This window comes from Pantoea sp. SJZ147 (assembly GCF_007828605.1).
GTDB classification, from domain to species: Bacteria; Pseudomonadota; Gammaproteobacteria; order Enterobacterales; family Enterobacteriaceae; genus Pantoea; species Pantoea allii.
Window position 1 is genome coordinate 59934 of the sequence record NZ_VIVB01000011.1, and the last position, 14177, is coordinate 74110.

Consider the following 14177-nt stretch of genomic DNA (forward strand, 5'->3'; position numbering starts at 1 on the left):
TGTGGCCATTCATTGTTTACCGCGCAACGCCTGTGGGTATTTGTGATGGATGCAGAGCATCCCGTCCGCTTCACGCTGACGGCTTTTCAGCGGTTTTTCAGACCGGCCTTGCACGATTAAGTTGAAAATCCCCACCCTGACGCTACGCTAAAAAGACGCCCGTCATAATAACGACACCTGCTGTGGCACCCTTTTACATGGAAAAGATCACTGCTTTAATCGATAAGATTTATGACGATGCCTTTCCTGAGGCCATGCGTGAACGCCTGCTCGCCGCGATCGTCGAGGCCCGCGACACAACCAAGCTGCCAAGAAAGGCGCACTGGGATGAGCAGGACGTGGTGCTGATTACCTATGCCGATCAGTTTCGCGAGCCGGGTAAACCCACACTCAACACCTTTTCGCGTTTTTATCAGCAGCATCTGCAATCCACCTTTCCGCTGGTGCATCTCCTGCCGTTTTATCCCTATTCGTCCGACGACGGTTTTTCGGTCATTGATTACCATCAGGTCGATCCGCTGTGTGGCGACTGGCACGACATTGCCTTGCTGCATCAGGAAACACGCCTGATGTTTGATTTTGTCTGTAACCATATGTCGGCACACAGCGCGTGGTTTAAACATTATCTGGCTCAGGATGAGGGCTGGGATGATTTTTTTATTAGTCTGCCGCCCAGCACCGATCTCAGTGCGGTCACGCGACCCCGTACATCGCCGCTGCTGACGCCGTTCACGCTGGCGAACGGTGAAATCCGGTTTATCTGGACCACGTTCAGCGCCGATCAGATTGACCTGAACTTTGCCAGTCCTAGAGTGCTCATGCGCATGGTTGAGGTCTTACTCGACTATCTGAAGCATGGGGCGGACTATGTGCGGCTGGATGCGGTGGGCTACATGTGGAAAACGCCGGGCACCCGCTGTATTCATCTGGAAAAAACCCATCTGCTGGTCAAACTGTTTCGCGCCATTGCCGATGTCGTCGCACCAGGCACTGTTATCATCACGGAAACCAACGTGCCGCATAAAGACAACATCAGCTACTTTGGTAACGGGCAAGACGAAGCCCAGATGGTCTATCAGTTTTCCCTGCCGCCGCTGGTGCTGCACGCCATTCACACCGGCTCGGCTCGTGCACTGCGTCAATGGGCCAGCACCCTGGAAGTGGGCAAGGGCAACACAACCTTTTTTAATTTTCTGGCCTCGCACGATGGCATAGGCCTGAATCCGGCTCGCGGAATTTTATCTGAAGTGGAGATTACGGCCCTGGTGCGCGATCTGGCGCTGGAAGGCGCACTGATTTCCTATAAAAATAACCCCGACGGCACCACCAGCCCCTATGAAATCAACGTCACCTATTTCGACGCGCTTAACCGTGAAGATGATGACGATGAAACGCGCCTCAGACGCTTTATGCTGGCACATGCTATTTTACTGGCCTTCCCCGGTGTGCCGGCGATCTATATCCAAAGCATACTGGGTTCACGTAATGATTATGACGGCGTGCGTGAGGCAGGGCATAACCGCGCGATCAACCGGCAAAAGTACCCGCTCTCCGTTATCGAAGACGCGCTGGTAAACAGCAGCGGCTTACGCCATCAGGTTTATACACAGCTAAGCAAACTGATTCAGCAGCGTCGGCGTTTGTCGGCCTTTCACCCAGATAATCCAGTGATGATATTTCAGAGCGACAATGCGCTACTGATGATGAAACGCTATCATCCAGACAGTGGTGAGGGATTGCTCTGTGTTTTCAATCTCAGTGGCAGGCAGGTCAAGGCGCAGTTACCGGAGGCGCACCTTTTTCAGGATGTGATAAGGGGTGAGAAGATTGATGGCACCCAGCCAGTAACGCTGGATGCCTGGCAATTCATGTGGCTACGATAATTACTTGTAAACTTCCGCTGTCGCACTGAACTTACCGTGCTCACGACCGGCGATCACCAGGAAATACTTGCCGCCCTTCTCGTCAGCTGCTTCGGACAGCTTCTTCTTGGCATCCATCGGCGAGGTGGTTTCTGCCGTGGTATTCACGGTGCCGATTTTGGTCAGGTTCATCTTCTGCACTTCTTCTTTGGTGACTTCTTTCGCCGCAAAAGCAGAGAATGACACTGCGCCCATCATCATTGATGCAACGACCCATTTCATAACCTTCATTTGTCTACCCTCATTCATGATCCATTGTTGAGATGTAAGCAGCCGCAAATCGCTTAAGGCTATATCGAACGGCATAGTCATCTCCCTGACTAATCGCATAGAAGTGCAGCGGCCTTGCTCACTCATGAAGTATTGTCGCTGTGCAGAAATTTGCCAGTTACGGCAGCGGTTATCTGTCTAATTGGCTGATAAAAGACACAATCTGCTGGCAGAACGCATCAGGATGCGAAATAAAGGGCGCGTGGGCGGCTTTGTCCATCACGACAGAAGGCGACATCGGCAGCAACGCGTCCAGTTGCTGCGCGATACGGCGCGGTACCAGGCCATCCAGCGCGCCATATATCCGCAGAAAGGGCAGCCTAATGGCGGTAAGCCTGTCCCGTAAGTCTTCGTCGCTCAGTATTGTCAGCCCAGCGTTGAGCACCGCCACATCAGGCACAGGCTGCGACAAAACAATGTCTTTGAGTTTGCGCGCATCGGCACGTGCGGTTTCTGTTCCCATCGTCTGCAGCGCCAGAAAACGCTCCACGGTGCGCTGAAAGTCGTGGCTGAGCTGCTGCTGGAAGTTATGCAAGGTTAAGGGAGCAATACCCGGCCAGTCATCACGGGCGGTAAAACAGGGCGAAGAGGCCACCATGATCAGCGCACGCAACCGTTCTGGCTCGCTCAACGCCAACTGCGTGGCGACCAGCCCGCCAAGCGACCAACCCAGGACAACAGCGCGCGGCGGCAGACGCGGCAGCAGTGCCTGCGCCATCTGTTCCAGCGACAGGGCGCTGAAGCCCTGGCTGCGGCCATAGCCTGGCAGATCGACCAGGTGCAGGCGATATTGTGCGCTGAGTCGCGGCACAATGTTTTGCCACACTTCCGCATTCAGTCCCCAGCCGTGCAGCAGCACAAGATCGTCATCGCCTTCGCCACAGGTATGCCAGTAAAGTGAGCTCATCCGTTACTATTCCATGATTGATAAGGAGGTCACTATGCTACCAATGCCTGCCCTGTGTTGGCTATGTCAGTTGCCGCTGCGCATCGCGCTGCATGGCCTGTGCTGCGTCTGTATGCGTCAGTTACCTCGCCTGCCGTCACGCTGTCCACGCTGCGGCCTGCCAGCCGCATCCGGCAGCCTGTCCTGTGGCCGCTGTTTGCGTAAACCGCCGCCCTGGCAGGCGTTAGTCTGCGTCAGCCATTATCAGCCACCGCTCAGTTCCTGGGTGAATCAATTAAAATTCTCGGGCATTACCGCACTTAGGGTGATGCTGGCCCGGCTGCTTTTGCTAAGCTGGTTGGATGCGTATCGCAGAGGACAGGCCCGTCGTCCCGACTTACTGATGTGTGTTCCGCTGCATTCACAACGCTGCTGGTGGCGCGGTTACAATCAAACAGCCCTGCTGGCGACACCGCTGTCACGCTGGCTGGGCTGCGAATTCAGCCAGGCGTTATCCCGTCAGCGCGCAGCCGCCATTCAGCATCAGTTAAGTGCCCGTCAGCGTCGCCGCAATTTACGCGGCGCGTTTTGCCTTGAAACGGATGTGACCGGCCGCCATATTGCCTTAATCGATGATGTGGTCACGACCGGCAGCACGGTAAGAGAAATTAGCCGCCTGCTACACAGGCGAGGCGCAGCCAGCGTGCAAGTCTGGTGCCTGTGCCGTACCTTGTAGAGCCTGGATGATGGGCGTATTATAACCAACTAAATTAGTCAACTATTGAGCAAATGACATGATCCGAATTACTGATTCTGCCCAAGAGCATTTTTCAAAACTGCTATCCAAACAAGAAGATGGCACCCAGATTCGCGTATTCGTGATTAACCCGGGTACGCCAACTGCCGAATGCGGTGTGTCCTACTGCCCACCTGATGCGGTGGAAGCGACTGATACTGAACTGAAGTTTGAAAAGCTGTCAGCCTATGTTGATGAGCTGAGCGCGCCTTATCTGGAAGACGCTGAAATCGACTTCGTGACGGATAACCTGGGTTCGCAACTGACGCTTAAGGCGCCTAACGCTAAAATGCGCAAAGTGTCCGATGATGCGCCCATGGTCGAGCGCGTTGAATACCTGTTACAGGCTCAGATTAACCCGCAACTGGCCGGTCATGGCGGTCGCGTTTCGCTGATGGAAATCACCGAAGACGGTTTTGCGATTCTGCAATTCGGTGGCGGCTGTAACGGCTGTTCGATGATTGACGTCACCCTGAAGGATGGCATTGAGAAAGAACTGCTGGCGGCCTTCCCACAACTGAAAGGCGTGCGCGATATCACCGAACACCAGCGCGGCGAGCACTCCTTCTACTGATGTATCCGCGCGACAGCCCCGCTGTCGCGCGTCCTGACACTATCCTGCCTTACGTCGTTTGGTCACGGTTTTCAGCAGTTTATTCACCTCTTCATCGGCAAAGATGCTTTCCAGCGGTTGGGCCAGCTTACGCCGCCAGTTGGGATATTGCTCCACCGTTCCCGGCACATTCACCGGCGTGGTCATCCCCAGCCAGTCCTCTGGCTGCAGCCCGAGCAGTGCACTGTTTGTGTCCGCCAGAAAACGGTGGACGGACTGATTCAGTTCAGCCGTCATCGCCAGAGAATCCGCCCGTTTTGCGCTACGCGCCGGCACGGCTCCCGCTTTATGCAGCGCGTCGAGTAACGCCTGTTTCTGTTTCATCCGCTGCTGCTGCAAATTGAGTACCGTTTGCGCGTCAGGATACAGCCCGATTTTCTCACCAAGCTGCAAATCGCCTGCACTCCAGAAGCCGGTCAGCGTAGGGAGATCGTGCGTACTGGCGCTGGCGATGGACTGGCGTGGATAATGCTGTGGCGCGCGATAATCGCCCTGTTTTTCCTGCTCAAACCACAACACTTTCCAGGAAAACACGCCGCTGTCGCGGAGCAGACTGACGATCTCTTTGGGTACGGTGCCTAAGTCCTCGCCAATCACCATGCAGCGCTGGCGCTGGCTTTCCAGAGCCAGAATGCCAAGCAGGTCGTGCACCGGGTAAGCGACGTACGCGCCTTTATCCGCCGTTTCCCCTGCCGGGACCCACCAGAGACGTAGCAGAGCCATCACGTGATCGATACGTAATGCACCGCAGTCACGCATATTGGCGCGCAATATATCGATAAAAGGCTGATAGCCCCTGGCCTGCAATACGTGAGGGTCCATTGGCGGCAGTCCCCAGTTTTGTCCCAACGGGCCAAGTCTGTCAGGCGGCGCGCCGATGGACGCCTTGAGGCGATAAAGCTCGGGATCGTGCCAGGTTTCGGCACTGCCCTCTGCCACGCCGACGGCCAGATCGCGATACAGCCCCACGCTCATTCCCAGCGCCTGACTCCGCGCCCAGCACTGAGAAAACTGTTGCTGAGCCAGCCACTGCAACCACTGCCAGAAGGCAATCTCATCCGCGTGCTGTGCGCACCAATCCTGAACGTCAGAAGACTGGCTGTTACGCCAGCCCTCAGGCCATGCTGGCCAGCCGGCGTGCGCGGCACCTTTGCCCTGCATTTCAACCTGCAGGCCATCATAGGCAGCCTGATAGCGCAGGCTGTCACCGCCCTGCTGGATAAACGCTGCAAACTGCCGCTTCTGCTCATCGTCTGCACCCCGGGCCTGAAACTGTGCCCAGCCGTGACGTAATGCCGTAATTTTCAGTGCCATGACGGCGTCGTAATCCACCCACTCGGTTTCACGAGCCTGATTTAACGCCTTTTGGGTTTTGGCACTTTTCCACCACTTCTGACCTGCGCTGCTTTGTTGAAAATCGGCAACCTGTGACACATCGATGTAGATGATATTCAGCCAGCGACGCGATGAGGGGCTGTAAGGACTGGCAAAAGCGGGGCTGGCCGGATAGAGCGCATGCAAGGGGTTGAGTCCGACAAAGTCGCCGCCGCGAGCGGCAAGCTGCTCCAGCAGGGTTTCCAGATCGCCAAAATCACCGATGCCCCAGTTTTTACCGGAACGCACGGTGTAAAGCTGAACCAGCGCGCCCCAGCGTTTCTCTCCGGCGCGCAAGGCCGGAGGCAGATAGCAGCGGCGCGGTGTAATGATCACGCGCGTGTGCCACTCACGTTTCCCCTTGCTCAGGGTAAGTTGGTGATAGCCCTGTCCCAAAGGGGAAGGCAATGTAAAGGCTTCACCGCCCGTCAGCGATCCGCTAAAAGTCTTTCCTATTTCCGTCTGTAACTGCCAGTTTATGCTGCCGTCGATCTCGGGCGTGAGCACGCGTTGACGATTGCCACTGAAGACAACGACGGGCGGCAGCGGGGATTTACCGGCTTTCTGCGGGTTTTCCATCACGGCCAGTAAGGCGCGCTTGGTGTCATCACTGATGGCTTCGGGTTCACCGTTCGCATCGAAATACGTGAGCGCGATTCCCGCCGCCAGTGCGGCTTTATCAAGTGACGTAGATTTCATCGCAATTCCTTAGCGTTGCGCCTGCCAGATGCGCTGTTGGTAGTCCCGAATCGATCGATCCGAACTAAAAATACCGGTGCGCGCCGTATTAAGAATCGCCGCGCGCGTCCAGGCTTCCTGATCACGCCACAAGGCCTCAACCCGTTTTTGCGCATCGATATAAGCCTGATAATCCGCCAGCACCAGCCAGGGATCGCCATTTTTTGTCAGGCTATCCAACATTAGGTCGAATGCATGCTTATCGCCATGACTGAACTTCCCTTTTTTCAGTGACGTCAGCAGTGCATCCAGTTCTTTGTTGTGCTTACGGACTTTTTGCGGCTTATAACCTCCAGCTTTCAGGGCTTTAACGTCATCCACGGTATTGCCGAAAATAAAAATATTTTCTGCGCCGACCTGCTCCGCAATTTCCACGTTTGCGCCATCCAGCGTGCCAATCGTCAGCGCGCCATTTAGCGCCAGCTTCATGTTGCCGGTGCCGGACGCTTCATAGCCCGCCGTTGAAATTTGCTCTGACAAATCGGCGGCGGGAATCAGATATTCGGCTGCCGTGATGCGGTAATCAGGAATGAAAACCACCTTGAGTTTGTCGCCGACAAGCGGGTCGTTATTCACCACCTCAGCCACCTTGTTGATGGCATAGATAATGTTTTTTGCCAGGTAATAGCCCGGTGCAGCTTTAGCGCCAAACAGAAACACGCGGGGGATAATACTGGCATCGTTGGGGTTGTCGCGGACGTTTTTATAGCAGTGCAGGATATGCAACAGGCCGAGATGCTGGCGTTTGTATTCGTGCAGACGTTTGATCTGCACGTCAAAAATCGCGTTCGGGTTAACCACAATGCCGGTGCGCTGCGCAATGTAAGTGGCCAGACGCGCCTTGTTATGTTGCTTAACGGCACGAAAGCGCTGACGGAAAGCGGGATCGTCGGCGAAAGGCTCCAGCCCCTGCAACGCGGTCAGGTTATTGACCCATTCACGCTTCAGGGTTTCATCAATCAGCCCCGCTAAGGCGGGATTACACTGCTTGATCCAGCGGCGTGGCGTAATGCCGTTGGTGACATTATGAAACTTCTGTGGCCAGAGCTGATGGTACTCGGGGAAAAGATCCGTCACGACCAGCCCGGAATGCAGTGCAGCCACGCCATTCACCGCAAAACCACTGACGACGCAGAGGTTGGCCATTCTGACCTGACCGTCGGCGACCACCGCCAGCTTGTTCCAAAGCGCTTTGTCATCAGGCCAGCGCTGCTTTATCTGCTGCTTCAGGCGACGATTAATCTCTTTGATAATCATCATGTGGCGCGGCAGCAGGCTGCGCATCAGCTTCTCATCCCAGCGCTCCAGGGCTTCGGGCATTAAGGTGTGATTGGTGTAAGCAAACACGCGGCTGGTGATATGCCAGGCTTCATCCCAACTTAACTGGTGCTCATCCAGCAGCAGGCGCAGCATCTCCGGAATGGCGATAGTGGGATGCGTATCGTTAAGCTGAATCACTTCAAAATCCGGCAGGGCATGAATGCTTCTGCCCGCCTGATGATGGCGACGCAGAATATCGGCAACCGCACAGGCACACTGAAAATATTGCTGCATCAAACGCAGGCGTTTGCCCTGTGGATGATTGTCATTGGGATAGAGCACTTTGGTCAGGCTGGCGGCATCAATCCCCTGCTTCTCAGCCTGTAAAAACTTACCGTCGTTGAACAGGGTCAGGTCAAAGGGATGCTCACTGGTGGCTTTCCACAGCCGCAACGGCAGGGTGACGCCATTGCGATAACCCGTTACCGGCAAATCCCAGGCTTCTCCACGAAGATAAATGGCGGGCTCCCACACTTTACGCCCGTCATCCTGCTTTATGATTTTTCCGCCCATCGCGACGCGGACATCCAGCGCGGCGTTATGACGAAACCAGGGATAGGTCTCGCGCTCCCAGTCATCGGGTGCCTCAACCTGTTTCCCCTCTTCAAAGCGCTGACGAAACAAACCGTACTGGTAGTTAAGCCCATGCCCAGTGGCGGGCTGCCCAACCGTCGCCATCGAGTCCATGTAACAGGCCGCCAGCCTGCCGAGGCCGCCATTGCCCAATGCCGGATCGACCTCTTCTTCCAGTAATTCGCTTAATTCAACCTGATATTCAGCCAGCAGGGATTTGACCTCATCATACCAACCTAAATTCAGCAGGTTATTTCCCGTAAGACGTCCCAGCAGAAACTCCATGGAAAGATAGTTCACGTGGCGCTGTGGTGTCGCGCCCCGGACGGTCGGTTGCGCATTGAGCAGTTCACTTACTGTGGCACTGATAGCCTGCCACCACTGGTGGGATGTCATTTGCCTTGCGGAGGAGAAACCAAGATGCTGCCAGTGACGGGTTAACGCAGCCTGAAAACGGGATTTGTTGAATTTCTGCTGTGGCATATCACTCCCTTCTGTATCCATATGGGTGAAGCAAAAATGGAATGCACATGGGCCAGCAATATTGCCAGCGACCCTATTCATTAAATACGTGAGTGGAGAAAAAAGCGACAGGCAGGTTTGAAAAACGCCAGTTGTCTAACTGGCGTAGAGGGGTTAGCAGAGTTCGAGATGAACCTCATGCTGTTCAATAACTTTCATAATGCTGTTAGGCGGCATTTTATCAGTGTAGAGATAATCAAGCTGGCTCATGTTGCCCAGATTGACCATCGCATTACGGCCAAATTTAGAGTGGTCGACGACCAGCATGACGCAGCGCGAGTTTTCGATAATGGCGCGTTTGGTGCGGACTTCGTGATAGTCGAACTCCAGCAATGAGCCGTCCATATCGATACCGCTGATGCCGAGGATGCCGTAATCGAGGCGAAATTGTGAAATAAAATCGAGCGTCGCTTCCCCCATGACCGCACCATCACGGGTACGCACTTCTCCGCCAGCGATAATGACCCGGAAGTCTGGCTTGCCCATCAACAGCATTGCCACGTTCAGGTTATTGGTCACCACGCGTAAATCACTGTGATTTAGCAACGCATGAGCCACGGCTTCCGGCGTGGTACCAATATCGATAAACAGCGTTGCGCCGTCCGGTATCTGGCTGGCAACCCGCTGTGCAATACGCGCTTTCTCTGCTGACCACATCATCTTGCGATCCTGCCAGGCGGTATTCTCTGAACTGGAAGGCAAGGCCGCGCCGCCGTGATGGCGCTGAATTTTATTTTGATCGGCAAGGTCGTTTAAATCACGACGAATCGTTTGTGGGCTGACCTCAAAATGATCGACCAGCTCCTCGGTACTGACATATCCCTGACGCCGAACCAGATCAATAATGGCGTCATGACGTTGCGTCTGCTTCACATTCCTCTCCTGTTTCGGGCTTATTCTTATTCGTTGTGACTACCGTTTACGCTTGCGTGTGTCGACAAACGCCATTGCCAGTCCGACAAGCAGTCCACCAACGTGTGCTGCGTTAGCGATAGCCAGACCAAATGCACCAAACCAGCCCACCACCAGCCAGACAAGTGCAAAACCGATTAACCCACGCTCCAGATAAATACCGCTGTCCGGATCGCGTTCACCGCGCAGCCAGCAGTAACCCATCAGGGCATAGACCACGCCGGACAAGCCGCCAAACCAGATGCCGCTAAATTTCGACTGAAGCCAGCCGCTGAGCAACGCTGAAATGATAAAAATGACAAAAAGCTTACCACTGCCCAGCCGTTTTTCTACCGCACCACCGAGATACCACCACCACATCAGATTAAACAGGATGTGAAGCAGAGAGAAGTGAAGCAGCACATGGCTGAACCAGCGCCAGACTTCAAAATGCTGATCGCTATCTGGCCATGCCAGCCAGTACATTACGGTGCGATCGCCCAGGACCTGCATCAGCACAAACACCGCAATACAGGCGAACATCACTACCATGGTCAGTGGCCCGGCACGTTCACGGATATTTGCCCAAATATTGCCTCGCTCATAGCGCAAGCCGCTGTCGGTTTTGCCACTGTGCCAGCTTGCAGCCTGATAGCGAGGATGGTTGGGATCGCGCACAAACTGCTGAAGTTCGTTTTCGACCATCGAAAGCTGACTTTCATCATCCAGCATAATGACGTACTGACTTTCACGCTCTATACGCAATTTCACGCCGCGCGTTGCCATGTAGTCAACAAAAGCCTGCGCCATGCGCGGCTGATTAAATTGGGTAATGCGCATTGCTCACTCTCCGTGTTACGCCTGACCAGTCACTCAGCGCCACTGATCACCTGTTGGGGGAAGGCGGCGCGCCAGGCATCAAACCCGCCATCAATACTGTAAGCCGTCGTAAATCCCTGGCTGTGCAAATAATCTGCTGCACTTTTACTGCTGTTGCCGTGATAGCACATCACCAGCACCGGCAGGCTCGTGTCGGTTGAGCTGATAAAATCATTGAGGTTGGCGTTCGACAAATGCAAGGCGCCGCTGGCATGACCAAGAGCAAAGCTTTGCGCATCGCGGATATCCACCATCACTGCGCCTTGTGCCAGACGCTGCTCAGCCTGATGAACATCAATACATTGGTAGGTTTCCATGGTGTCTCTCATCACATCGTCAAAATGGCGTCTAGTGTAACCCGATAATCCTCGCCAATAACCTGACAATGACTACGGCTATTCACCTTTACGCCGACATAATGTTATCCATATCACGCAAAATTGTTTTTAGGTGGTTAAATACTGGCGTCAATGTTGGTTTGCGATTATGATTATGCTCGAAAACGAACATAAGTGAACTATTCCGAACATCGGAGGAGACAACGTGGAAACCAAAGACCTGATCGTTATCGGCGGCGGCATCAACGGTGCTGGCATCGCAGCAGACGCTGCAGGACGCGGACTGTCGGTGTTAATGCTAGAGGCGCGGGACCTGGCTTGCGCGACCTCTTCCGCCAGCTCAAAACTGATTCATGGTGGCCTGCGCTACCTTGAACATTATGAATTCCGTCTGGTGAGCGAAGCCCTGGCAGAACGCGAAGTGCTGTTAAAGATGGCGCCTCATATCGCGTTCCCTATGCGATTTCGCTTACCGCATCGCCCGCATCTGCGTCCGGCATGGATGATCCGCACCGGGTTGTTTATGTACGACCATCTGGGCAAACGTACCAGCCTGCCGAGCAGTAAGAGCCTGAGCTTCGGTGCAGAGTCAGCACTCAAACCCGAAATTAAGCGCGGTTTCGAGTATTCAGACTGCTGGGTGGACGATGCCCGCATGGTGGTACTGAACGCGCAGGAAGTGGTTAAGCATGGTGGTGAAGTGCGTACCCGCACGCGTGTGACCCGCGCCTGGCGTGAAAAGGGTTTGTGGATGGTGGAAGCTGAGGATATCGACAGCGGCAAAACCTTCACCTGGCAGGCTAAAGGCCTGGTCAACGCCGCAGGCCCGTGGGTTAAGCAGTTCTTTGATGATGGCCTGGAACTGAAATCACCTTATGGTATTCGTCTGATCAAAGGCAGCCATATCGTGGTGCCGCGCGTACACAATGAGAAGCAGGCTTATATTCTGCAAAACGAAGACAACCGCATTGTGTTTGTTATTCCGTGGATGGACGAGTTTTCCATCATCGGTACCACCGACGTGGAATACAAAGGCGATCCGAAAAACGTTGCCATTGACGATAGCGAAATCGACTACATCCTGAAGGTGTACAACGGCCATTTCAAAAAGCAGTTAACGCCTGATGATATCGTCTGGACCTATTCCGGCGTGCGCCCACTGTGTGACGATGAGTCAGATTCGCCGCAGGCTATTACGCGCGATTACACACTGGATGTGCGTGATGACAACGGTGAAACGCCGCTGCTGTCCGTTTTCGGCGGTAAATTAACGACCTATCGCAAGCTGGCCGAACATGCGATGGAGAAGTTGTCGAAGTATTATCCTGACGCAGGTGCGGCCTGGACTAAAAACTGCGTGCTGCCCGGCGGTAATATTTCCGGCAGCAGCGACGATTACGCGGCCAGCCTGCGCCGCCGTTATCCGTTCATTACTGAAAACATGGCACGTCACTACGCCCGCACTTACGGTAGCAGCACCGAAGTGTTGCTTAAAGATGCGACATCGCTGGAAGATCTGGGTGAAAACTTCGGTCATGAGTTTTATGAAGCTGAGTTGCGTTACCTGGTGCAGCACGAGTGGGTGCGTGAAGTGGATGACGCGATCTGGCGTCGTACCAAACAGGGTATGTGGCTGAACGAAGCCCAGCAGGCACGCATTGCCGAATGGCTGGCGGTCAAGGCGAAACCAACGCTTTCACTGGCTTCGTAATAGCGCGTCAGCGCTGAGAAAGCGGTACAACGGGTTACGGCCTGTTGTGCCGTTTTTTTTTTGCCTGAGCGGCATCCAGTTATGTAACTCTGAGAAGGTTTCGCTCGCCAGGCGGCGGGCAGTTTCAGTCCGCCCCCTGCGGGCGACCGACAAGGGGCCGCCAGTCGCCGCGGCCCCTTGACCCCGGGCTCCCGTCCTGCCCACCCGCCGCTGCGCGGTCCCTTCGCTGCTTCAGGATTTCTGCCGGACCGTCAGGACGCGCCGTCCCTGGCGCGGCCTGACTTTCGCCGACGTCCTGTCGGCTCATCCGGAAATCCTGCATCCGCTCAGCGGGACGGGAAGGCCGGCCCAACTCCCCCGCTTTGATACCTGTGTTAAAACCAACGCCTGTATCGCTTCAGATGTCAGGAAACATCGCTTCAGATACCACAAAAGCATCACAGCTTATTGCTGTTCATTTTTTCATTTTCGTCAGGTTTCCCTGTCTTCAGTTCTGATTACGCATGTTAATAACAGGCGAAGCAGTATTTCGGAAAAATATACGCCCTAACAGGCGAGGGTTTGCTGGAGGCATCCGGCGCGCTGAGGAAAGAACGAAGGCCAGGACGGCGCGGCAGGGACGCCGCGACGAGGACGGCTGCGCCACGGAGGGCGCATCCGGACGGTCCGTCAGGCCGCAGTGAGTGACGAAGGGACAGCGACGGCTGCCGGACGCCTGGCGGGCGGAACCTGCACAGTGCAAAACCGCATCCCCACCGCCTCACAGGCAGAACATCCCTGAAGCAGGATCAGAGCGCCTCCCGCATGTCAGCCGGAACATGTCCGATACAAAACAATACTCACCTGCCCACAGGCAGAGCCAAACCAAAGGAGGAATAAGCCCTCACAGGCGGGGTTTCCGGAGGCATCCGGCGCGCTGAGGAAGGAACGGAGGCCAGGACGGCGCGGCAGGGATGCCGCGACGAGGACGGCTGCGCCACGGAGGGCGCATCCGGACGGTCCGTCAGGCCGCAGTGAGTGACGAAGGGACAGCGACGGCTGCCGGACGCCGGGATTGTTAAGGGGCTGGCGCGAGCCCCTTAACCCGACCGCCTGCTCGGACAGGCTGAAACTCCCTGCCGCCTGGCGGGCGGAACCTGCACAGTGCAAAACGGTATCCCACCGCCTCACAGGCAGAACATCCCTGAAGCAGGATCAGATCGCCTCCCGCATGTCAGCCGGAACACGTCCGATACAAAACAATATTCACCTGCCCACAGGCAGAACCAAACCAAAGGAGGAATAAGCCCTCACAGGCGGGGTTTCCGGAGGCATCCGGCGCGCTGAGGAAAGAACGGAGGCCAG

General features: G+C 55.2%; 11 protein-coding genes. 4 read left to right on the forward strand and 7 right to left on the reverse strand.

The window, feature by feature from the left end; genetic code table 11:
- Nucleotides 1-197: 197 nt before the first annotated feature.
- On the forward strand, nt 198-1883 hold the full coding sequence (locus tag FBY13_RS16355; protein WP_145394620.1) for an alpha-amylase family glycosyl hydrolase: 1686 nt from the start codon (nt 198-200) through the stop codon (nt 1881-1883).
- On the opposite strand, the gene FBY13_RS16360 is transcribed toward FBY13_RS16355, so the two are convergent.
- Both FBY13_RS16360 and bioH read right to left on the reverse strand, forming a co-directional pair.
- A complete protein-coding gene (locus FBY13_RS16360) occupies nt 1884-2153 on the reverse strand; it encodes a YdgH/BhsA/McbA-like domain containing protein (protein ID WP_063881049.1) in 270 nt (89 codons plus the stop codon).
- Between the two features lie 169 nt (nt 2154-2322).
- Nucleotides 2323-3099, reverse strand: coding sequence for a pimeloyl-ACP methyl ester esterase BioH (gene bioH, locus FBY13_RS16365; protein ID WP_145394621.1), 777 nt, complete (start codon nt 3097-3099; stop codon nt 2323-2325).
- 34 nt (nt 3100-3133) lie between these two features.
- On the opposite strand from bioH, the gene gntX reads away from it, so the two are divergent.
- Nucleotides 3134-3814: a DNA utilization protein GntX gene (gntX, locus tag FBY13_RS16370; protein WP_145394622.1), complete on the forward strand. Its 681-nt coding sequence runs from the start codon at nt 3134-3136 to the stop codon at nt 3812-3814.
- A 58-nt stretch (nt 3815-3872) separates the two neighbouring features.
- On the forward strand, nt 3873-4448 hold the full coding sequence (gene nfuA / locus FBY13_RS16375; RefSeq protein WP_063877524.1) for a Fe-S biogenesis protein NfuA: 576 nt from the start codon (nt 3873-3875) through the stop codon (nt 4446-4448).
- A 39-nt stretch (nt 4449-4487) separates the two neighbouring features.
- On the opposite strand, the gene malQ is transcribed toward nfuA, so the two are convergent.
- The 5 genes from malQ to glpE form a co-directional block, all read right to left on the reverse strand.
- The gene (gene malQ, locus FBY13_RS16380) at nt 4488-6560 is read right to left on the reverse strand and encodes a 4-alpha-glucanotransferase (protein ID WP_145394623.1); all 2073 of its coding nucleotides are present in this window, start codon (nt 6558-6560) and stop codon (nt 4488-4490) included.
- A 9-nt stretch (nt 6561-6569) separates the two neighbouring features.
- Nucleotides 6570-8975 (reverse strand): maltodextrin phosphorylase, encoded by a 2406-nt coding sequence (malP, locus tag FBY13_RS16385; RefSeq protein ID WP_109717813.1) that lies wholly within the window; start codon nt 8973-8975, stop codon nt 6570-6572.
- A gap of 153 nt (nt 8976-9128) precedes the next feature.
- A complete protein-coding gene (locus FBY13_RS16390) occupies nt 9129-9887 on the reverse strand; it encodes a DeoR/GlpR family transcriptional regulator (RefSeq protein ID WP_013027531.1) in 759 nt (252 codons plus the stop codon).
- Nucleotides 9888-9926: 39 nt separating this feature from the next.
- Nucleotides 9927-10745, reverse strand: a complete 819-nt coding sequence (gene glpG, locus FBY13_RS16395; RefSeq protein ID WP_063877528.1) for a rhomboid family intramembrane serine protease GlpG — start codon at nt 10743-10745, stop codon at nt 9927-9929.
- 29 nt (nt 10746-10774) lie between these two features.
- Entirely contained in the window at nt 10775-11101 is a 327-nt protein-coding gene (gene glpE / locus FBY13_RS16400; protein ID WP_063877529.1) for a thiosulfate sulfurtransferase GlpE, read from the reverse strand.
- A gap of 226 nt (nt 11102-11327) precedes the next feature.
- Between glpE and glpD the strand changes: the two genes are divergently transcribed.
- Nucleotides 11328-12833 carry a glycerol-3-phosphate dehydrogenase gene (gene glpD / locus FBY13_RS16410; protein WP_063877530.1) on the forward strand — a complete coding sequence of 502 codons (1506 nt, stop codon included), beginning with the start codon at nt 11328-11330 and terminating at the stop codon, nt 12831-12833.
- Nucleotides 12834-14177 lie beyond the last annotated feature (1344 nt).